The sequence below is a fragment of the Streptomyces sp. NPDC054765 genome (genome assembly GCF_053612065.1).
The window spans coordinates 240,401-260,855 of record NZ_JBSHBP010000003.1 but is presented as its reverse complement, the minus strand read 5'-3'; the positions used below and the strand labels follow the sequence as shown (position 1 = coordinate 260,855).

Annotated in this window: 16 protein-coding genes; 11 read left to right on the top strand and 5 right to left on the bottom strand. The window is 72.0% G+C overall.

Going from position 1 to position 20,455, the window contains the following annotated elements:
- Positions 1-80: 80 nt before the first annotated feature.
- The 4 genes from ACWGJY_RS03870 to ACWGJY_RS03855 all read left to right on the top strand — a co-directional run bounded on the left by ACWGJY_RS03870 (position 81) and on the right by ACWGJY_RS03855 (position 5,272).
- The gene (locus ACWGJY_RS03870; protein WP_453259179.1) at positions 81-1,151 is read left to right on the top strand and encodes an ATP-grasp domain-containing protein; all 1,071 of its coding nucleotides are present in this window, start codon (positions 81-83) and stop codon (positions 1,149-1,151) included.
- On the top strand, positions 1,148-1,996 hold the full coding sequence (locus tag ACWGJY_RS03865; RefSeq protein ID WP_453259178.1) for an ATP-grasp domain-containing protein: 849 nt from the start codon (positions 1,148-1,150) through the stop codon (positions 1,994-1,996). The genes ACWGJY_RS03870 and ACWGJY_RS03865 overlap by 4 nt, the downstream gene beginning before the upstream one ends.
- A 155-nt stretch (positions 1,997-2,151) precedes the next feature.
- Positions 2,152-4,389, top strand: coding sequence for a family 2 encapsulin nanocompartment cargo protein terpene cyclase (locus tag ACWGJY_RS03860; protein WP_453259177.1), 2,238 nt, complete (start codon positions 2,152-2,154; stop codon positions 4,387-4,389).
- A 304-nt stretch (positions 4,390-4,693) separates the two neighbouring features.
- Positions 4,694-5,272, top strand: coding sequence for a chitin-binding protein (locus ACWGJY_RS03855; protein ID WP_453259176.1), 579 nt, complete (start codon positions 4,694-4,696; stop codon positions 5,270-5,272).
- Positions 5,273-5,562: 290 nt separating this feature from the next.
- Here ACWGJY_RS03855 and ACWGJY_RS03850 read toward each other — a convergent pair whose 3' ends face one another.
- A complete protein-coding gene (locus ACWGJY_RS03850; protein WP_453259175.1) occupies positions 5,563-6,813 on the bottom strand; it encodes an arsenic transporter in 1,251 nt (416 codons plus the stop codon).
- Positions 6,814-6,953: 140 nt separating this feature from the next.
- Positions 6,954-7,526, bottom strand: a complete 573-nt coding sequence (locus tag ACWGJY_RS03845) for a TetR/AcrR family transcriptional regulator (protein WP_453259174.1) — start codon at positions 7,524-7,526, stop codon at positions 6,954-6,956.
- A 127-nt stretch (positions 7,527-7,653) separates the two neighbouring features.
- Here ACWGJY_RS03845 and ACWGJY_RS03840 point away from each other — a divergent pair, with 127 nt between their 5' ends.
- A complete protein-coding gene (locus ACWGJY_RS03840) occupies positions 7,654-8,556 on the top strand; it encodes an MBL fold metallo-hydrolase (protein WP_453259173.1) in 903 nt (300 codons plus the stop codon).
- 16 nt (positions 8,557-8,572) lie between these two features.
- Here the strand turns inward: ACWGJY_RS03840 and ACWGJY_RS03835 are convergent, their stop codons facing one another.
- From ACWGJY_RS03835 to ACWGJY_RS03825, 3 genes are all read right to left on the bottom strand, one after another.
- A complete protein-coding gene (locus tag ACWGJY_RS03835) occupies positions 8,573-9,067 on the bottom strand; it encodes a GerMN domain-containing protein (protein ID WP_453259172.1) in 495 nt (164 codons plus the stop codon).
- The gene (locus ACWGJY_RS03830; RefSeq protein ID WP_453259171.1) at positions 9,064-10,509 is read right to left on the bottom strand and encodes an ATP-binding protein; all 1,446 of its coding nucleotides are present in this window, start codon (positions 10,507-10,509) and stop codon (positions 9,064-9,066) included. The genes ACWGJY_RS03835 and ACWGJY_RS03830 overlap by 4 nt, the downstream gene beginning before the upstream one ends.
- Positions 10,510-10,648: 139 nt before the next feature.
- Positions 10,649-11,335, bottom strand: coding sequence for a winged helix-turn-helix domain-containing protein (locus ACWGJY_RS03825; RefSeq protein ID WP_453259170.1), 687 nt, complete (start codon positions 11,333-11,335; stop codon positions 10,649-10,651).
- 133 nt (positions 11,336-11,468) lie between these two features.
- On the opposite strand from ACWGJY_RS03825, the gene ACWGJY_RS03820 reads away from it, so the two are divergent.
- The 6 genes from ACWGJY_RS03820 (at position 11,469) to ACWGJY_RS03795 (ending at position 19,825) form a co-directional block, all read left to right on the top strand.
- Positions 11,469-12,107: a hypothetical protein gene (locus ACWGJY_RS03820; RefSeq protein WP_453259169.1), complete on the top strand. Its 639-nt coding sequence runs from the start codon at positions 11,469-11,471 to the stop codon at positions 12,105-12,107.
- Positions 12,104-13,210: a peptidoglycan-binding protein gene (locus ACWGJY_RS03815; protein ID WP_453259168.1), complete on the top strand. Its 1,107-nt coding sequence runs from the start codon at positions 12,104-12,106 to the stop codon at positions 13,208-13,210. Before ACWGJY_RS03820 ends, ACWGJY_RS03815 begins: the two co-directional genes overlap by 4 nt.
- On the top strand, positions 13,207-13,989 hold the full coding sequence (locus tag ACWGJY_RS03810) for an ABC transporter ATP-binding protein (protein ID WP_453259167.1): 783 nt from the start codon (positions 13,207-13,209) through the stop codon (positions 13,987-13,989). Before ACWGJY_RS03815 ends, ACWGJY_RS03810 begins: the two co-directional genes overlap by 4 nt.
- Positions 13,986-15,182, top strand: a complete 1,197-nt coding sequence (locus ACWGJY_RS03805) for an ABC transporter permease (protein ID WP_453259166.1) — start codon at positions 13,986-13,988, stop codon at positions 15,180-15,182. Before ACWGJY_RS03810 ends, ACWGJY_RS03805 begins: the two co-directional genes overlap by 4 nt.
- 822 nt (positions 15,183-16,004) lie before the next feature.
- Complete coding sequence (locus tag ACWGJY_RS03800) at positions 16,005-17,852, top strand: ABC transporter ATP-binding protein (RefSeq protein WP_453259165.1); 1,848 nt, start codon at positions 16,005-16,007, stop codon at positions 17,850-17,852.
- 317 nt (positions 17,853-18,169) lie between these two features.
- Positions 18,170-19,825 carry an APC family permease gene (locus ACWGJY_RS03795; protein WP_453259164.1) on the top strand — a complete coding sequence of 552 codons (1,656 nt, stop codon included), beginning with the start codon at positions 18,170-18,172 and terminating at the stop codon, positions 19,823-19,825.
- Positions 19,826-20,455: the final 630 nt, after the last annotated feature.

Sequence of the window (20,455 nt, the reverse complement as noted above, 5' to 3'; positions counted from 1 at the left end):
CCGGAATCCACATGGGATCCTGGTGTGTCATGGATCTGCCGGACGGACGGTGGACGTGCGGCGATGACGAGGGTGCACCGATGAGACTCTGCTTCCTGGTGGAGGAGCAGTACCGCCATGACGGCATGCCGCTGGATGTGATCCGCCAACTCGGTACCTGGGGGCACCAGGTGGACGTGCTGTGGCCCGGTCGCTCGCTGCTCCCCATATCCGAGGCGATCCGGGCCGGCAGCCACGACGCCTGGGTCCTCAAGACCGTCTCCGGTGGCCCGGGGCTGACGCTGCTGGAAGCCGCCGCTTCCGTCGGGCTGACGACCGTGAACGATGTCCGGGCGATCCGTGGCGTACGCGACAAGGCCCTGGCCGCGGTGATCGCCCGCAGCAGTGGGCTGCCCGTCCCGGTGACGTATGCGGCCGCCCGTGCGGAGGAGTTCGCTCAGATCCCCGAGGCGGATTTCCCCCTGGTGGTGAAGCCCGCGGACGGCAGTTCCGGGCGGGCCGTCCGGCTGGTGGCGACGCCGGACCGGCTGCTGGATCCCGTGGCGCCGGACGATGCCGGTGACCTGGGCGGGCCGGGCGGCGGGCTGCTCATCGCCCAGCCCTATGTGCCCAACTCCGGTACGGATCTGAAGGTGTACAGCGTGGCCGGCGAGCTGTACGCGACCGAGCGGTGCTCGCCGCTGCACCCCGCGCACGCCGTACGCGAACGTCAGGTTCCGCTCACCCCCGAAATCGCCCGGATCACCGCCGAGATCGGCACGGTCTTCGGCCTCGATCTCTACGGCGTCGACATTCTGCTCGGACCCGACGGCCCGGTGGTCGTCGACATCAACGACTTCCCGAGCTTCCGTCAGGTGCCGGACGCGGTCGCCCGGGTGTCCGCCGCCGTCCTGGAACTCGCCCGTAACGGGACGGCAGGGCAGGACGCCGGAGGGGGGACCGGACCTCATACCGGGCAGGCGGCCGGGTCCGCCACCGGGCAGCCGATGCCCGGCCGGCCGGCCCCCGGTCAGCCGGTGTCCGGACAGCCGAGGACGGCGCCCGCCACGGGGGCGCCCGCCACGGGGGCGCCCGCCACGGCGTCCCCGTTCAGCGCCCCGTCCGTGCCGCGTCCCCACCGGCCGGCGGCCTCGATCGGTGGTGGCCGATGAGAATCGGCCTGATCACCGCGAATCCCGGCCATCCGCTGCTGGCGGCGGTCACCGGGCTGCTGACCCCGGAGCACCAGGTCGCCTGGCTGGATCCGGGCAGCGAGACGCACGGGCCGGACCCCTCCTCGCCCGCCGATGTCTATCTCCTCAAGGCACGCACGCCCCGGGCGCTGGCGCTCGCCGCTCTCCTGGAGGAGCACGGCGCCCCGGTGCTCAACTCCGCGGCGGCGACGGCGCGGTGCCAGGACCGCGTCGAGATGGCCGCCGTGGCCCGCGCGGCCGGACTGCCGTTCGCGGCCACCACCTCCGTGGCCACGCTCGGGCAGCTGGCCGCGGCCGGCGAACCGGGCGGCCCGCTGGTGATCAAGAGCCGGTACAGCCGGCGCCATGACCTCGTGGCCCGTGCCGACAGCGCCGCGCGGCTGCGGGAACTGGCCGCCGGCCGGCCCGCTGAGCCGGTGGTGGTCCAGGAGTTCACCCCGAACAGCGGCTGGGACCACAAGCTGTGGGTGGTCGACGGTCAGCTCTTCGCCGGGCTGCGCCGCTCGGAGCTGGCCCCGGAGGGCCGCGGGCCGACACTGCCGCTGCCGGCCGGCGACCTGCCCGCGGGCTGGGCCGCCGTCGCGCTCCGGGCCGGCGAGGTCTTCGGCCTGGACGTCTACGGCGTGGACCTCCTCGACGCCGGCGGCGGCAGGCCCCTCATCGTGGACATCAATGCCTTCCCCGGTATCCGTGGCCAGGCCGGCGCCCCGGAGGCGCTGGCGCAGCTCGCCCTGCGCACCGCGGTGACAGGCCGGAGCCACGCTGGCCACGAAAGGAAAGCGTCAGAAGGCAGCGAGAAATAAACCCTTTTCGGAGCCCACCGAACCGAAGCGGTACGGAGGCGGAAGCTCCTCCTCCATAAGGCCTAAGGCGTCGGACCCTGGGGTAGCGCTGCCCCGTCGGGAAGGCGTGGTGCGACGCGCCTTCCTTCCGCACGCATGGGGAGAGGCCAGCAACGGTGACACAGCCCTTCGAATTGCCCAACTTCTATACGCCCTACCCTGCGCGGTTGAACCCGCATCTGGAGACGGCGCGTACGCACGCCAAGAAGTGGGCCCGCGACATGGGGATGCTGGAGGGCTCCGGCATCTGGGAGGAGCGGGACCTCGACGCCCACGACTACGCCCTGCTGTGCTCCTACACCCACCCGGACTGCGACGCGGATGCGCTCTCGCTGGTGACCGACTGGTATGTCTGGGTCTTCTTCTTCGACGACCACTTCCTGGAGAAGTTCAAGCGGACGCTCGACCGGGAGGGCGGCAAGGAGTACCTCGACCGGCTGCCCGCCTTCATGCCGATGGATCTGACCGCGCCCGTCCCCGGGCCGACGAACCCCGTCGAGGCGGGACTTGCCGACCTGTGGGCGCGCACGGTGCCCCACATGTCCACGGCATGGCGGCAGCGGTTCGCCGAGAGCACCGAGCATCTGCTCAACGAATCCCTGTGGGAACTGTCCAACATCAACATCCACCGGGTGCCCAACCCCGTCGAGTACATCGAGATGCGCCGCAAGGTCGGTGGCGCGCCCTGGTCGGCGGGCCTGGTGGAGTACGCGACCGGTGCCGAGGTGCCCGCGGCCGTCGCCGGCACCCGGCCGCTGCGGGTGCTGCGCGACACCTTCTCCGACGGGGTGCATCTGCGCAACGACCTCTTCTCCTACCAGCGGGAGACCGAGGAGGAGGGCGAGCTGAGCAATGGCGTCCTGGTGCTGGAGACCTTCTTGGACTGCACCACGCAGCAGGCCGCGGATGCCGTCAACGATCTGATCACCTCGCGGCTGCAGCAGTTCGAGAACACCGTGGCCACCGAACTCCCCGTGCTCTTCCTGGAACAGGGGCTGGACCCGAAGTCCTGCGCGGACGTGCTGGCGTACGCCAAGGGGCTCCAGGACTGGCAGTCCGGCGGCCATGAATGGCACATGCGCTCCAGCCGCTATATGAACGGCGGCGGGTCCGCGGCCGGCACCTCGCAGCCCTGGTCGCCCTTCTCCTTCGGCGGTCTCGGCACGTCGGCGGCGGATCTGCGGACCGCGCCGGCCGCGGCCGCCGTGCGGCGCTTCCGCAGCTCCACCCACGTTCCGCACGACAAGGTCGGCCCCTCGCGCATCCCCGACCTCTACATGCCGTTCACCACGACCCTCAGCCCGCACCTGGAGGGCGCCCGCCGCCGGGTCATCGAATGGGCCCACCGCATGGGCATCCTCAGCCCGCAGCCCGGGGTGCCGCTGTCCGACGTCTGGGACGAGCCCGCGATGGTCCGCTACGACCTGGCGCTGTGCGCGGCCGGCCTCCACCCGGACGCCACCCCGGAGCAACTTGACCTGGGCACGGCCTGGCTGGCCTGGGGCACCTACGCCGACGACTACTACCCCCAGGTCTTCGGCCGGCCCCGGGACATCGCCGCGGCCAAGGTGTGCACCGAGCGGCTGTCCGCCTTCATGCCGCTCGACCCGTCGGCCGCCGCCCCGGAGCCGGTCAACGCCATGGAACGGGCGCTGGGGGACCTGTGGACGCGTACCGCGGGACCGATGACCCCCGAAGCGCGACGGACGTTCCGTGCGGCCATCGACTCGATGACGGCCAGCTGGCTCTGGGAGATCGACAACCAGATCCTGAACCGCATCCCCGATCCGGTCGACTACATCGAGATGCGCCGCGCGACGTTCGGCTCCGACCTCACCATGAGCCTGAGCCGCATCGGCCACGGCCGGCAGGTCCCGCCGGAGGTCTACCGCTCGGGCCCGCTGCGCTCACTGGAGAACGCCGCCGCCGACTACGCCTGTCTGCTGAACGATGTCTTCTCCTACCAGAAGGAGATCGAGTACGAGGGCGAGGTCCACAACGGCATCCTGGTCGTCCAGAACTTCTTCGGCTGCGACTACCCGGCCGCGCTGAACATCATCAACGACCTCATGACCTCGCGTATGCACGAGTTCCAGCATGTCGCCGCTCATGAACTCCCCGTCGTCTACGACGACTTCAGGCTCTCGCCCGAGGCCCGCGAGGCGCTCGACGGCTATGTCCACGAGCTGGAGAACTGGCTGGCCGGCATCCTCACCTGGCACCGGGGATGCCTCCGTTACGTCGAGCCCGAACTGCGTCACCCGGCGGGTTCGCCGGGGTGGCTGGGCGCGCCGACCGGGCTGGGCACGTCGGCGGCCCGCGCCTTCCGGTCGTCGGTCGCGAGCGTGGGATAGGGGAGCTCACCCGGACCTCTCCGCCTGTCCGCCCGTCCGCCTGCCCGCCTGCCCGGCCGTCCGGCCGTCCGGCCGTCCGGCGGGCGGGACCGGGCGCCGGACCACGGGTGCGCCGCCGTCCCCCGAACAGCGGTGCAGGACCCCGCGGAGCCTTCCGCGGGGTCCTGCTGGCTGGTGAATATCCCGTTCAGGGTGAATATCCTGATATGTCGTCGGGAACCTCACATGGCGACGTCCCGCACGGGGTGTGACCGAGGGCCGGACCACTGCCCATGGCTGACGAGGAGTTCCGACTGTGCGACGCATGATCGCTTTGCTTGGCGCTGTGGCCATCACGGGGGCATCCGCCGCGTTCGGCCCCATCGACGCAGAGGCCGTCACCGGCGTCATCACGTACCACATCCGGCAGGGCAACCGGATGTACCGGATCGAGGATCCCGGCGACGACCACTGCTACGGAGTGGGTGACGGATACGGCGAGGTGGACAACGACACCCCCACCGACCTTGTCCTGTACAACGGCCGCGACTGCACCGGATCCGTGGTGACCGTCGTGCGCAGCGGCTCCTGGCTCAACGCGCGGTTCGGGAGCCTGCGCCTGAGCGCGGACGGACCGCGGTACCCGCAGGAGCCGGAGCCGTCGGACAACCCCGATGACGCGGACAGCCCCGCGCCCTCGGACAACCCGGACGGCCCCGGGAACTCGGACAGCCACGGGAACTCGGACGGCCCCGGGAACTCGGACGGTTCGGGGAACTCGGACAGCCCGGACCAGTCGGCGGGCCCGGAGCGTCCCGCTGACCCGGTGAATGCCGCCGACCCCGTGAACCCGCGGGGGCAGAGGAGCCCGGAGAGCCCGGCGCGCCGGGGAACGGCCGGCTGAGGTCCACACCCGGCCCAGGCCCTCGGCGGCCGACGGCCCTGACGGGGCGTCCGAGGGCGGTGAGCCGGGGCACGATGGTGGGCGCCACCCGTGGGGAGCGGGTCCGTCGCGGGCTCGCGGCCGTCGGGCCGGGGAAGCCACGGGGCCTGACGTCTCACGGGGGCGGCGTCCGACGGAGGTCCGGTGTCCTACGGGGTTCTGCTGTCCCACGGGTTCTGACGTCCCACGGAGGTCCGCCGTCCGACGGAGGTCCGGTGTCCGACGGGCCTTGAAGCCCGGCCGGATACGGCTCAGCTGCCGATCAGCTGGAGGGCGCCCCACAGCGCCACCGTCGACAGGGCCAGGGCGGTGGGGACGGTGAGCAGGCCGAGCCGGGTGAATTCCTTGAGGCGGACGTCGTGTTCGTGATGGTGGACGATGCGCCGCCACAGCAGGGTGGCCAGGGACCCGGCGTAGGTGAGGTTGGGGCCGATGTTCACGCCGAGGAGCACGGCGAGGACGGCACCGGGGCCGCTCGGCGCGGCCAGGGGCACCAGCACCAGCACGGCGGGCAGGTTGTTGATCACGTTGGCGAGCACGGCGGCCAGAGTGGCGATGCCGAGCAGGGCGGGGAGCGAGGTGCCGTCGGGCAGCAGCTTCCCGAGCGCATCGGCGAGCCCGTTGTCGACGACCGCGCGCACGACGATGCCCAGCGCCAACACGAAGGCGAGGAACGGCAGCCCGGCGGCCCGGACGACGGCGGCCGGGGTGGTGTCCCGCCGGCCGAGCGCACGGACCGCCATGACGAGCGCACCGGCCGCGGCGGCCCAGGCCGGGTTGACGCCCAGTGCGGAGGTCAGGGCGAAACCGGCGAGCGTACAGGCCACCGTCACCAGCGCGAACAGCGGGAGTTCGGGCGGCTCGGCGGTGCTCGGGCCGGGGGCCGCGGCGGTCAGGTCCGTGGCGAAGAAGCGGCGGAAGACCGCGTATTCGACACCGATCGCGACCAGCCACGGCAGCGCCATCAGCGCACCGAACCGGGTGAAGCTCAGCCCGCTCGCCGTGAAGGCCAGCAGGTTCGTCAGATTGGAGACGGGCAGCAGCAGCGACGCGGTGTTCGACAGATGGGTGCAGGCGTACACATGGGGTGTGGGACGGGCGCCCATGTGCGCGGCGGTGGCGAACACCACGGGAGTCAGCAGGACGACGGTGGCGTCCAGGCTCAGGACGGCCGTGATGACCGACGCGAGGGCGAAGACCGCGCCCAGGAGACGGGCGGGCCGTCCCGCGGACCAGCGCGCCATCCAGGTGCCGCAGGCGTGGAAGAGCCCTTCGTCGTCGCAGAGTTTGGCGAGGACCAGCACCGCGGCGAGAAAGCCGATCACCGGTCCCAGCTGCTCGGCCTCGTCGCGGACATGGGCCGGCGGGATCACCCCGGCCACGATCACCACGGCGGCGGCCGGCACCGCGAAGACGGCCTCCGGCAGCCGGAACGGCCGGATCACGGCACACGCCAGGACGACGAACAGCATGGCAAGGGACAGGGACTCGGCAAGCACCATGCGTCGGCTGATCCCTTTCGTGCAGTGGCCGTGACGGGCGGGCGGGCGAGAACGCTCACCCGGGGCTCATGGGCCATGCCACCCGGAGCGCCGCGACGGGTGCCACGCGCCTCGCCGGTGTGCGGGCATGGCGAACGGGGTCAGCGCGGAGGCATCAGCCCGGAAAGAGTCGCCTCCACGAGGCCGCGCGCATACGTGGCCTCCAGCGGGCCCGGCCGGAAGACCAGCCGGTACATCATCGGGGCGACGATGTGGTCCATGACGAGTTCGGTGTCCGGGACCGGCTCACCGCGGTCGGCGGCGCGGGCGAGGATGACGCCCACCTGCTCGGCGGCGTAGGCCGAGCACTGACCCGCATTGCTGCCGTCCGGATCGCCGGCGAGCGCATCACGGATGTAGGCGCGCCCCGGGGGTGCGGACATCTCCTCCAGGAACTGTTCGGCCCAGGCCTCCAGGTCCGTGCGCAGCGCGCCGTGGTCGGCGGGCGGTCCCTCCGGGCGGAGGCGTTCGACGGCCACGTCGGACAGCAGTTCCTGGAGGTCTCCCCACCGGCGGTAGATCGTCGAGGGTGTGACACCGGCGCGCGCGGCGACCAGAGGGACCGTCAGCGCTGCGCGGCCCTGTTCGGCTTCGAGTGCGCGCACGGCGGCGTGCACCGATTCCTGGACGCGGGCACTGCGTCCCCCGGGGCGGGTCATCGGCCTGGGGCTCATGGCTCCACCTTAAGGGCTCGGGGCGTCACGGGGCGACATAAAAGCAAATTGTTTGCGTTAGTGCGGAGGGTGAGGTAGTGTGAGCTTAACGCAAACACTTCGCCTTTGGTTCGTGAGAGGACAGCTCATGGATGCCGTCAGGGACGCCGCCCCCGCCTGGACGGTGGGCGAGATCACCGTGCGCCGTATCGACGAGATGGCGCTCCCCGCGCAGACCGGGCGATGGCTGCTGCCCGAGGCCGGTCCTGAGGTGGTGGACCAGGCCCCTTGGCTGCGGCCGGATTTCGCCGACCAGGAGGGCGCCCTGCGCCTGGCCACGCACAGCTTCGCGCTGGAGGTGGAGGGACTGCGCCTCCTCGTCGACACCGGAATCGGCAATGGCAAACCCCGGACCAACCCCGCCTGGGACCGCCTGGACAGCGACTACCTCCGGCATCTGACGGCGGCCGGCTTCGCTCCCGAGACGGTGGACCTGGTCCTCCTCACCCATCTGCACACCGACCACGTCGGCTGGAACACCCGCGCCGACCAAGGCGACTGGATACCCACCTTCCCCCGCGCCCGCTACCTCACGTCCCGTACGGAGTGGGACCACTGGTCGGGAGCGGAGGTGGACGAGGCCCGCCGCCAGATGTTCCGCGATTCCATCCACCCCGTCCGCGACGCCGGACTGTTCGACCTGGTCGAGGTGCCCGGCGAGGGCACCGAAATCGTGCCCGGCGTCCGCCTCCTGCCCACCCCCGGACACACGCCCGGCCAGTTCGCCGTGGAGCTGCGCAGCGCCGGGCAGACGGCCCTGATCACCGGCGACTGCATCCACCACCCGGTCCAGCTGTCGCGCCCCGGCATCTCCAGCTGCGTGGACATCGACCCCGCGCAGGCCACGCACACCCGCCGCGCCCTGCTCGCCTCGCTCGCCGGCACCGACACCCTGCTCCTGGGCAGCCACTTCCCGCCGCCCACGGCAGGCCGGGTCGTCGCCGAGGGCGACACCTACCGGCTCTCGCCGGTAGGCCCGGACCAGGGGTGACCCGGGGGAGGGGCGCTCAGCGCGGCAGGAACTGCTGGCACTGATACGGCCCGGCGCGCCCGTCCGCCCCGGCGATGGTCACCTGGACCTTGTCCGGGCGGGTGCCGTGGAGGAGGACCTCGGCGCGGGCGAGGGTGCAGACCAGCTGGCCGGTGGCGGGATCCTGCGGCGAGGCGGCGGCGTATCCGGGCGCGTCGACGGTGACACTGCCACGGCGGGAGGTGGCGGTGAAGCCCTTCTCCGCGGGGATGAGATTCCCCAGCCCGTCGGCCCGCTCGGCCGCCGTCGGGCCGCCGGCCAACAGCTTGAAAGCGTCGTCGAGCTGGTCGATCGTCGCCCCGGGCCGCGGCACCCCGCGTGGTCCGCTGTCGGAGGCGAAGTAGATCCGCATGCCCTGCGAGATCCCGGACGGGGCGGTGCCGCCGTCCGTGACGCCGGTGGGACGGATGCCGCAGCCCGCGGCGGCGAGGGCCAGCAGACAGCCGGCGACGGCGGTGCGGGAACGCTTCATGAGGCGGATTCCGTACGGAGGGGGAGGCGGAGGGTGAAGACCGCGCCGACGCCCGGCGCCGGGGGCGCGAGCGCGATGGTGCCGCCGTGCAGACGGGCGTTCTCCAGGGCGATGGCCATCCCCAGGCCGCTGCCCTCGGAGCGGGTGCGGGCGCTGTCGGCCTTGTAGAAGCGGTCGAAGACATGACGGGCGACGTCGGGGGACAGGCCGGGGCCGTGGTCGGCGACCGAGACGGTCAGCCGGCCGTTTGCCGTCCGCACCGTGACGGTCACCGGCGGCGCGCCGTGCCGCAGGGCGTTGCCGACGAGATTGGCGACGATGACGTCGAGCCGGCGGCGGTCGAGCCGGGCCCGTATGCCCGGGGGCAGATCGGCCGTGACCCGGTCGGTCCAGCCGCGGGCCGCGAGCGTGCCGCGCACCGCCTCGGCCACATCCAGTTCGTGCACCGTCAGTGCCACGGCGCGGGCGTCGAAGCGGGATATCTCGATGAGGTCGTCGACCAGCCGGGCCAGCTTGGCGGTTTCGGCGCTGACCGTACGGGCCGCATGCGCGGTGTCGGGGGTGAGCTGACCGGCGTCCTCCTCCAGGACGCTGGAGACCATGGTCATGGCGGCGAGCGGGGTGCGCAGCTCATGGGAGACATCGGCGACGAAGCGGCGGGCCAGGGCCTCCTGTTCGCGCAGCTCCCCGACGGTGTGCTCCAGCGCGCCGGCCGTTTCGTTGAAGGTGTGGGCGAGTTCGGCGAGTTCGTCGCGGCCCTTCTCCTCGACCCGGATGCTCAGCTCGCCGGCGGCCAGCCGGCGGGTGGCCCGCGCCAGCCGGCGCACCGGCCGCAGCACCGTACGGGCCGCGAGCAGCGCCAGGAGGGCGGCCAGCAGCACCACGGGCACCAGGCCCGTCTGCACCGTGCGCACCAGGTCGGCGGTGTCGCGCTCCTCCTCCGCCAGCGAGACGACCGCGAAGATCTCGACTCCGGACAGCTGCCCGGAGCCGCCGCGACCGGCCGGTGCGTCCAGGCCGACCGGGGCGCCGAGGACCAGCCAGGGCTTCCCGCCGTACGCCACCCGCTGGAGCGAGACCCGGGTGCGGGTGCGCACGGCCGTGCGCAGTTCGGGAGTGATCCGGGTGCGGTCCGCGGACGGGTCGGAGGAGGCGGTGTAGTCGCGGTACCGGACGACGACCAGTGAGCCGCGCAGACCGGACGAGACATCGGTGGCGAACCGGGCCATGGACCGGGGGTCGGTGGGCACATCGAGCTCCGTCGCGAGCCGCTCGACGCGGTTGCGGAAGTCTTCGACGGCGGCGTTCCGGGCCCGCTTGAGGACCGCGTCCCGCGATTCCCGGTACGCCAGTCCGGTGGCGGTGACCGCAGTGATCAGGGCGACCACGACGACGGTGATGATCAGCCGCCCGCGAAGCCCGTCAAGGCGGGAGAGCCGCATACGGGCCCGCAGCGCGCTTCTCGCGGCCGCCCCCGGAGCGGACCGGGCCGCGGTCCTCCCCGTGCTCCTTTCCGTGTTTCCTTCCGTGCTCGCCCTCGTGGTCCCTTCCGTGGCCCGCTTCGTGATCCTCATCGCGCGCTCACAGCGGCCCGAAGCGGTAGCCGAAGCCGCGCACCGTCTGGATGTAGCGCGGCTTGGCGGGGAGATCCTCCAGCTTGGCGCGCAGCCGTCCCACCGCCGCGTCCACCAGCCGGGAGTCGCCCAGGAAGTCGTGCTCCCAGACGAGCTGAAGGAGCTGTTCCCGGCTGAAGACCCGGCCGGGGGCGGCCGACAGCTCCAGCAGCAGCCGCAGCTCGGTGGGCGGGAGGGGGACGGGGGCGCCGCGCTTGGTGACGGTCAGACCGGCCCGGTCGATGACGAGCCCGGCGAAGTCGGCGGTGTCCGTACGGGTCGCGGGACCGGCCCGCCGCAGCGCGGCCCGGATGCGGGCCTCCAGCACCCGGCCGGTGATCGGCTTGACCACATAGTCGTCGGCGCCCGCCTCCAGCCCGCTGACCACGTCCAGATCGTCGCCGCGGGAGGTGAGCATGATGATCGGCAGCTGGCTCCGGCCGCGGATGCGGCGGCAGACCTCGAAGCCGTCGATCCCGGGCAGCATCAGATCGACCACCGCGATCTCGATGCCGCCACCGCGCGGGCGGGACAGCAGCTCCAGGCCGGCTTCACCGGTGGCGACGCCGTCGACCTCATGGCCGTGCCGGCGCAGCACCAGCTCCATTCCGTCGCGTACGGACATGTCGTCCTCGATCAGCAGCACATGCGGCATGCCGCCGATTATGGGCGAGGGTTTGTGCAGCTCAGGAGTTATCCACAGGGCGAAAGCGCGGTCCCGCGGCATTGTTACGTTCTCATCATGCGGCCATGGAACGACCACCAAGTGCGGCCCCGACATTGGCCGCATGACGCAGAACACATGCTCCCGGTCCCGGTCCCGTACCGCGCGCCTCGCGCTGCTGATCGCCGTCCCCGCCCTCGCCCTGACCACCGCCTGCGGCGGCGCCGCGTCGTCCGGCGAAGGGGTTGCCTCCGTCAGCGACGCGCCCGCCACCGGCCAGGGCAAGGACGGCGCCGACTCGTCCAAGGGCGGTGGCGCCCAGGGCAAGAGTGCGTATTACGACGCACAGATGAAGTTCGTCCAGTGCATGCGCAAGAAAATCAGCAAGGACTACCCCGATCCCAAGCTGAGCGGCTATCTCGACTGGACGAAGATCAACAAACTCCAGGACGAGATGGGCAACGACGACGTCGCCAAGGCCGGCCGGGGCGGCGCTTGTGTGTCCGAGATGCGGAAGGCCATGAGCCTGGAGCCGCCCCGCGACACCCAGAAGGACTACGAGTCGATGCTCGCGCACGCCAAGTGCATGCGTGCCCATGGCGTATCGAAGTTCACCAATCCGGAGCTGAAGGACGGCAATGTCATCCCCGGCGGAGACCCGAACCCCGCCTCGCCCGAGATCGGGCGGGACTCGCCCGCCTACCAGCAGGCCGAACAGGCCTGCAAGGACAAGCTCCTCGACGGACTGGACGGCATGCAGTGAGCTCCGCACCAAAGCGCCGCCGGGGGCTCGTCGCCCTGGCGGCCGCGGCCACCGCGACCGCGCTGACCGCCGGCGTCATGCTCCTCACCACCACCGGCCAGGACGCCTCGGCCGACGGCCGCAAGCCGAAGGGGCCGCCCACCACGACCGAGATCACCCGCACCGACCTCGTCCAGAGCAAGACCGTCGACGGGCACCTGGACTACGCGCAGCGCCGGGCGGTGAAGTCCCCCGTGGAGGGCACGATCACCAAGGCCGCCCAGCCCGGGAAGACCGTGTCGCTCGGGCAGCCCCTGTACGAGCGTGACGCCCGGCCGGTGGTCCTCCTCTACGGCCCGACACCGATGTTCCGCACGATGAAGACCGGCAGCCGCGGCCCGGACGTCCTCCAACTGGAGCGCAACCTCCGAGACCTGGGCTTCGGGGCGGGGCTGTATGTGGACGTCCGCTATGACGCGGCGACCGAGGCCGCCGTCAAGGCATGGCAGAGGTCCCTCGATATGACCCCCGACGGCGAGGTCGGCCGGGGGGACGTCGTCTTCCAGCGCGGCCCCGTGCGGGTGGTGTCCGCCGACGCCGCCCTCGCCGACAGCATCGGCCCGGACAAAAAGGTCCTGACCGTCGCCTCCACCAAGCCGGTCGTACGGGCCTCGCTCGACGCGGCCGACCGGGCGCTGGCCGCCAACGGCACCAAGGTGGAGATCGCCATGCCCGGTGGCGGCACCCAGCACGGCAAGGTCAGCGGCGTGGCGGCCCCCGAGGGCTCCGATTCCGCCGAGGGCGGGGCCGCCGGATCCGGTGGCTCGTCCAAGGGCGACGGCATCGAGGTCGACATCACGCTCGACCGCGGCGCCAAGCTCCGGGCGGAGGACCGGCAGGCCACCCTCAGCGTCAAGTTCGTCAGTGAAAGCCGCAAGAACGTGCTGACGGTTCCGGTCGAAGCGATCGTCGCACTGCGCGAGGGCGGCTACGGGCTGGAGCTGGTCCAGGGCGCCAAGACGCGCATGGTGCGGGTCGAGACCGGTCTGACGGCCGACGGCCGGATCGAGGTCAGCGGTTCCGGTCTGGCCGAGGGTATGAAGGTCGGAGCGGCCGAGCAATGACCCCAGCCGTGATCGAACTGCGGGCGGCCGCCAAGGCGTACCCGGGCGGGGTGCACGCCCTGCGGGGCGTCGACCTCCGGGTCGCCCGCGGTGAACTCGTCGCCATCGTCGGCCCGTCCGGCTCCGGCAAATCCACCCTGCTCAACCTGCTCGGCACCCTGGACCGGGCCACCTCGGGCGAGGTCCGGGTGGCCGGGCACGACGTCAGCCGGCTGTCCGACGCCCAGCTCTCCGCGCTGCGCGCCCGGCACATCGGCTTCGTCTTCCAGCACTTCCCTCTCGCCCCCGGCCGCAGCGCGCAGGACAATGTCGCGGACGGCCTGCTGTACGGCGGAACGAGCCTGCGTGAGCGCCGCGCCCGCGCCCGTACGGCCCTGGAGGAAGTGGGGCTCGGACACCGCATCGGCCACCTGGCCCACCAGCTGTCGGGCGGCGAAAAGCAGCGGGTGGCCATCGCCCGCGCGCTGGTCGGCGACCCCGATCTGCTGCTCGCCGACGAGCCGACCGGCGCGCTGGACACCGCCTCCGGTGAGCTGGTCATGAACCTCATCCGCACACTCCATGCGGCCGGCACGACCGTCTGTGTCATCACCCACGACAACGACATCGCCGACTCGCTGCCCCGCCGTATCCGCTTCCGCGACGGCGAGATCGTCGACGACTCCGGTGCCGCTGCGGCCGCGCCCGGCTCCCTCGCCGAGCCCACCGAGCCCACCGAGCCCACCGAGCCCACCGAGCCCACCGAGCCCACCGAGCCCACCGAGGAGGTGACCCGATGAGCGGCCCCGCACTCCGGGCGGCCCGGCTCTCCCCGGCCGATGTGCTGCGGGTCGGCGCCGAGGGCCTGCGCAGCCGCCGTACCCGTGTCGTGCTGTCCGCACTCGGCATCGCGATCGGCATCGCCACGATGGTGGCGGTCATCGGGCTGTCCACCTCCAGCCGCGCCGACCTGCTCGCCCGCATGGACCGGCTCGGCACCAACCTGCTCACCGCCGAGGCGGGCAAGGACGCCCTCGGCAACGACGTCAAACTCCCCAAGAACGCCGTGTCGATGGTCGAGCGGATCGGCCCGGTCCAGCACGCCACCGCCACCGGCGCGGTCGACGCCCGGGTGCGCCGCAGCGATGCCGTACCGGAGGAGCTGGCGGCCGGCGTCACGGTCCAGGCCGCCCGCCCCGACCTGCTCGACGCCCTCAACGCCCGGACGAGCCAGGGGCGGTGGCTGAACCGCGCCGACGAACGGCTGCCCACCGTCGTGCTGGGCTCGGTGGCCGCCGACCGCCTCGGGATCAGCGCACCCGGCGCAAAGATCCTGCTGAACGACCGGTGGTACGTCGTCACGGGAATCCTCGCCCCCATCGAGCTGGTGCCGACCCTGGACCGTATCGCCCTGGTCGGATACTCCTCCGCCGAGCGCTACTTGGGCTTCGACGGCCACCCGACCACCGTCTTCGAGCGCTCCACGGACGCCTCGGTGGAGGCGGTCCGGGACGTCCTGGCCCGTACGGTCAGTCCCGGCGACGAAGGCTCGGTGCGGGTCTCCCGTCCGTCCGATGCGCTGGCGGCCAAGGCCGCCACCGACAAGGGGCTGACCAGCCTGATGCTGGGCCTGGGGGCGGTGGCGCTGCTCGTCGGGGGTGTGGGCGTGGCGAACACCATGGTGATCTCGGTGCTGGAGCGCCGCCAGGAGATCGGTCTGCGCCGCGCCCTCGGCGCGACACGGGGCTCGATCCGGGTCCAATTCCTCACCGAGTCCCTGCTGTTGTCGGCGCTCGGCGGGCTGGCGGGCGCGGCACTGGGCGCCGCCGCCACGGCCGCCTTCGCACACGCCCAGGGGTGGACCGCCGTCGTACCACCCTGGTCACTGGCCGGGGGCCTGGGCGCCACCCTGGTCATCGGCGTCATCGCGGGCCTCTACCCGGCCGTACGCGCCTCGCGGCTGCACCCGACGGTGGCGCTCAGCGCCACCTGACCCGCCCGCGGAACACCCGGCGGGGCGGTGCCGGCATACCGGTCAGCGCCGATTCGGCGCACTCCGGCGGGGCGCCGGCGCCACGAGCGGACCGGGGCGCTCCCCCGAAGGGGCGACTGCGGCAGATCCCCGTGCCTGTTTGCCGGCGCCTGTCCGTCCGCAGAGCTGGCACGCAGGCTCCGTCCGAAAGGTATCCGGAGGGTCACCACTCACCACTCCCCGACACGATTGAGAAGAATATTGGCTTATGTCTGAATTTTCACGCAATTTTCCTTGTTGGAGGCAGGTGAGCGTCGTAGCTTGGGAGTTGTCGTAGCCGGTACGGCTCGACCACAAGGAAAAATCAACTGGGAGGCGAGAATGAGCTTCCGCAAGGTCTTCCCCACAAGGCGTAGGCGCGACCACGACCGCCACGACCATGACCGTGACCGTCGCGACCGCGACCGTGACCGCAGGGGTCGCGGGAATGGCCGCGGACGTGGCCGCGGACGTGGCTACTGACGCAAACCTCTGAGTTCGAGGCAGGCTCGCGTACCCCGCGGGTCCGCCTCGTCGGTTTGGTGGGCCGTGCCACGTGGTCCCGCTCCACCGCCCGTAGCAGCGACGAGATGACGTCCCGAGCAACGACGAGGTGACGTAGCGACCATGCACCTGCGCAGCTCACGCCGGCGCCGAGAGCGCCCCGAAGCGTCGCCTCAACGAGGCGTCGAACCGCCGCCCGTTGAACGGACTTCCGGCCTGCCGGGCCGGGCCGCCGACGCTTCCACCGCTCCGGCCGCTGCCGATGCGCGGGCGACCTCGCCGCCGCCCCCGGACCCCGCCATGGACCGGGTGTTCCGGGGGCTCATCGCGGACACCTCGATCCGCACCCGGCGCGTGGGCTTCCAGGAGGCCGTACGGCGCTTTTGGCCACTGACCCGGGGCGACCGCCGCTGGATCGCCCTCGTCTGTCTGAGCGCCGTCTTCGCCGCACTCGCGGAGACCGTGGCCATCCTGGTCTTCGCCCAACTCACCGACAACGCCCTGCAGAAGGGCTCGGTCAGCGCCTTCTGGGCGCCGGCCGGGGTGTGGCTCGGCGTGGCCGTCGCCGGCGCGATCGTGGGGTATCTGGGCAACTCCCTCGCCGCGTGGACGGCCGAACGCTTCGTGATGCGGCTACGGGCCCGGATCTTCGCCCACCTCCAGACGCTGCCGCCGCACTTCTTCCAGCGCAACCGCCGCGGCGACCTGGTCGAGCGGCTGACCGGCGACGTCGACGCCATCGAACAGCTCGTGGTCTCCGGCCTCGTCCAGGCGGCCACGGCAGGGTTCGGCGTCATCTTCTACGCCGGAGCGGCGCTCTGGCTGCGCTGGGACCTGGCACTCGCCACCTTCGCCCTGGCCCCGCTGTTCTGGCTCGCCACCAGCCGTTTCACCGGCCGGGTCAAGGAGGTGTCCCGCCGGCAGCGGGCGGCGGACGGCGCCATCACCTCGGTGGTCGAGGAGGGGCTGGTCAATGTCGTCCTGACCCAGGCCTACAACCGGCAGCGCGACGAACAGGAGCGGCTCCGGCGCGAGGCACACAGCTGGCTGCGGGCCTCGGTCACCAGCGCCCGCCTCAACGAGCTGTACGGCCAGCTGGTCGAGGTCCTCGAAACGTTCTGTGTCCTGGCGATCATCGGCCTGGGCGCGTGGGAGATCTCCGCGGGGCGGATGACGCTGGGGCAGCTCCTGGCCTTCGCCGCGTTCGTCGGCTACCTCTACCCGCCGATCCGCGACCTCGGCCAGCTCGGACTGACGGTCACCGAAGCCACCGCCGGGGCCGAACGGCTGCTGGAGATCCTCGACGCCCCGCCCGCCGTCACCGACCCGGAGCCCTCGGCCGTCGTTGCGGCGCCGAGCCGCGCTGTCGGCGCGGTGGAAGCGTGCCGGGTCGGCTTCCGCTACCCGGGCGGCAAGGAGGAGGTGCTCCATGACTTCTCGTTCACCGCGGTGCCCGGGGAACTGGTGGTCATCACCGGTCCCAGCGGCGCGGGCAAGTCGACCCTGGCCGCCCTGCTGCTGAGGTTCTACGACCCCGACACCGGCAGCATCCGCCTGGACGGCATCCCCGTGAACCGGCTGCCGCTCGCCCAGCTCCGCCGGAACATCACGCTGCTGCCCCAGGACACCCTCGTCCTGCACGACACCGTGGAGGAGAACATCGCCTGCGGACGCGACGGCGTGACCCACCCCGACGTCGTCCGCGCCGCGCAGGCCGCCGACGCCGAGGTATTCATCGACGCACTCCCCGAGGGCTACGACACCGTCATCGCCCCCGGCACCTCCCGGCTCTCCGGCGGCCAGCTGCAGCGCATCGCGATCGCCCGCGCCATGCTGCGCAACGCCCCCGTACTCATCCTCGACGAGCCCACCACCGGCCTGGACACCCTGGCCACCCAGCGCATCATCGCCCCGCTGCGGCGCCTCGCCGAAGGCCGCACCACCCTCGTGATCACCCACGATCTGGACCTCGCCACGGACGCCGACCGCATCCTGGTCCTGGACGGGGGACGTCTGGTGGAGTCGGGCAAGCACGCCCAACTCCTCGCCCGGAACGGCCTGTACTCCACCCTCTTCCACACCCACCCGCCGCCCCGCAACGGCGCCGAGCACCCCCTTGCCCGCCCGTCGGGCAGTCACTGGCGGTAGCCGGTAGCCGAGGCTGGTGCCCGCACCCCCAAGAGGCCTGCCGTACGCCGTACGGAACGCCGTAGGCCCTACGCGCACGCCGTACGCGGCCCCACTCCCGGTCCTGGCCCCGGCCTCACTCCCGGTCCCGCTCCCACTCCAGGTCCCGCTCCCACTCCAGGTCCCGCTCCCACTCCCACTCCCGGTCCCGGCACCGAAGGGACCCCGTAGTGGCGGCATCACCCCACTCACTCTCAGTACACGCGGCGACACGCAAGGCGTATGCGCGCCTGGCCCGCTTCCCGGGACCAAGATGGTCCCGTGAACCAGGAGCGCGCGTGAGCGAGACATCCGCAGCGGGGAGTGCCGGCACCGCCGGAGCCCACCACCTCCACCGGGCGGTCGGTTTCTGGGGACTGATGTTCATCTCCCTGGGATCGATCATCGGCTCCGGCTGGCTGCTGGGCGCCCTGACCACCGCAGTCATCGCCGGCCCGGCGTCGCTGGTCTCCTGGGTGCTCGCGGCGACGATGCTGGCCGTGCTCGCGCTGGCTCACGCGGAGCTGGGCGCCACGTACCCGATCGCGGGCGGCACCGCCCGGTTCCCCTTCTTCGCCTTCGGCCCGCTGGTCGGCTTCACCGCGGGCTGGATGTCCTGGCTGCGGTCGGTCCTGATCTCGCCGATCGAGGTCGAGGCCACGCTCTCGTACATGGACCGCATCGGCTGGGTCCACGACCGGGTGCACGTCCTGCACCCCAACGGCACTCTCACGGTGGCCGGCCTGGTGATCGCGAGCTGCTTCATGCTGCTCTTCACGATCATCAACGTGCTCGGCGTACGGCTGCTGTCCGGGATCAACTCGGTCACCGCGGTGGTGAAGACGGCCGTACCCCTGCTGACCGTGGTGGTCTTGATGACCCTGGCCTTCCACGGCTCGAACTTCACCGCGGGCGGCGGCTTCGCACCCCACGGGGCGCACGGCGTCTTCGCGGCCCTGCCCGCCGGTGTGGTGTTCGCGTTGCTGGGCTTCGAGCAGGCCATCCAGCTGGCGGGTGAGGCGCGCGATCCCCAGCGCGATGTCTCCCGGGCGGTGATCGTGGCCATGGCGGTCGGTACCGCGCTCTACCTCCTGCTGCAGATCGCCTTTATCGCCGCCCTGGATCCCACGGCCGTGGCCAACGGCTGGGCCAACCCGGTGGGCAAGGGCAATTTCGGGCCGTACGCCACCCTCGCCACCGCCGTCGGAGCCGGCTGGCTGGCGACCGTCCTCTACGTCGACGCGGTCATCTCCCCGGCCGGCACCGGCCTGGTCTACATGGCCGGTGCCGCGCGCCTCTCCTACGCCATGGGCCGGGAGCGGGTGCTGCCCAAGGCCCTCACCCAGGTCGGCCGCAGCCGCGTACCCGTGGTCTCGATCCTCCTCGCCTTCGTGGTCGGCGAGATCGCGTTCCTGCCGTTTCCCAGCTGGCAGGCGCTGGTGGGCCTGGTCACCTCGGCGGCGGCCATCATGTACGCGTTCGCGCCGGTGGCACTGCACGCCCTGCGCGTACGGGACGGCAGCCGCAACCGCCCCTACCGGCTGCCCGCCGGAACGGTACTGGCGCCCGCCGGCTTCGTCTTCGCCAACTTGATCTTCTACTGGTCCGGCTACGAGGCGGACTGGAAGCTCGGCATCGCCGCCCTGCTCGGCTTCGCGGTGCTCGCGCTCACCCGCCGCGGAGTCCCCGCGGCCGAACGCAGCGGACTGCGCGCCAGGTCGGCCGTCTGGGTGTGGCCCTGGCTCGCCGGCATGATCCTCATCGGCCGTTTCGGCCGCTACGGCGGGACCCGCGCGCTCCCCGCCTGGTGGGACCTGGTCATCGTGATCGTCTTCAGCCTCGTCGTGCACTACACCGCCGTACGGCTGGCCATGCCACCCGAAGCCGTGGAAGCGGCCGTCCAGCACGAGGAGTCGGGCGAATCCGTCCCACCGCCCGCCGCCTCCACACGGTAACGACGGCTACGAGCCGACGGCCACGAGCCCAGGTCACGAGCCGACGGTCACGAGCCGACGGCCACGGGCCCACGGTCACGAGCCGACGGCCACGGGCCCACGGTCACGAGCCGACGACCATGGGCCCACGACCACGGGCCCATGACCACGAGCCGACGACCACGAGCCGACGGCTGAGGCACGCAGAGGCCTGGCGGTGAACGCACCAGGCAGCAGAACAGTCCCGTCACCGACCCCGGGCAATGCGCGACCACCCGCTCTCGTGCTGCTCACACGGGCCATGGCGCCCCGTGCCGGAGAGCCCCGCGCGGCTTTGCAGAACGGGGCGTCGGCCAAAGGGTCGTCCCAACAGCCCGCCGCCGCACGCTACTTGATGTGATCTTTCCGACTCCTGCGGACGCCCGCCGGCGCCCCGCTGCCCGCGGCAAAGGCCCCGACCTGGCATGTTCCCCTGCCGGGTCCCTCCCCTCCCCTCTTGCGGCCCTTGTCCTCCGCCCCGGTACGCAACATGCTGATCGACCGAGCCGGTGTCGCCCTCTTCCCTTGCGACACATCGCAGAACACCTGCCCCACACGCTGAACCTGCCGCACCACTGCCCCTCCACCACACCACTGCCCGCCCCCACACAC

Coding starts and splice junctions, on each gene's coding strand:
- ACWGJY_RS03850 (WP_453259175.1), bottom strand. CDS start 6,813: ATGGTGCTTGCCGAGTCCCTGTCCCTTGCCATGCTGTTCGTCGTCCTG.
- ACWGJY_RS03825 (WP_453259170.1), bottom strand. CDS start 11,335: ATGCCGCATGTGCTGCTGATCGAGGACGACATGTCCGTACGCGACGGA.
- ACWGJY_RS03870 (WP_453259179.1), top strand. CDS start 81: ATGAGACTCTGCTTCCTGGTGGAGGAGCAGTACCGCCATGACGGCATG.
- ACWGJY_RS03805 (WP_453259166.1), top strand. CDS start 13,986: ATGAGCGGCCCCGCACTCCGGGCGGCCCGGCTCTCCCCGGCCGATGTG.
- ACWGJY_RS03840 (WP_453259173.1), top strand. CDS start 7,654: ATGGATGCCGTCAGGGACGCCGCCCCCGCCTGGACGGTGGGCGAGATC.
- ACWGJY_RS03865 (WP_453259178.1), top strand. CDS start 1,148: ATGAGAATCGGCCTGATCACCGCGAATCCCGGCCATCCGCTGCTGGCG.
- ACWGJY_RS03820 (WP_453259169.1), top strand. CDS start 11,469: ATGACGCAGAACACATGCTCCCGGTCCCGGTCCCGTACCGCGCGCCTC.
- ACWGJY_RS03810 (WP_453259167.1), top strand. CDS start 13,207: ATGACCCCAGCCGTGATCGAACTGCGGGCGGCCGCCAAGGCGTACCCG.
- ACWGJY_RS03845 (WP_453259174.1), bottom strand. CDS start 7,526: ATGAGCCCCAGGCCGATGACCCGCCCCGGGGGACGCAGTGCCCGCGTC.
- ACWGJY_RS03800 (WP_453259165.1), top strand. CDS start 16,005: ATGGACCGGGTGTTCCGGGGGCTCATCGCGGACACCTCGATCCGCACC.
- ACWGJY_RS03835 (WP_453259172.1), bottom strand. CDS start 9,067: ATGAAGCGTTCCCGCACCGCCGTCGCCGGCTGTCTGCTGGCCCTCGCC.
- ACWGJY_RS03855 (WP_453259176.1), top strand. CDS start 4,694: ATGATCGCTTTGCTTGGCGCTGTGGCCATCACGGGGGCATCCGCCGCG.
- ACWGJY_RS03830 (WP_453259171.1), bottom strand. CDS start 10,509: ATGCGGCTCTCCCGCCTTGACGGGCTTCGCGGGCGGCTGATCATCACC.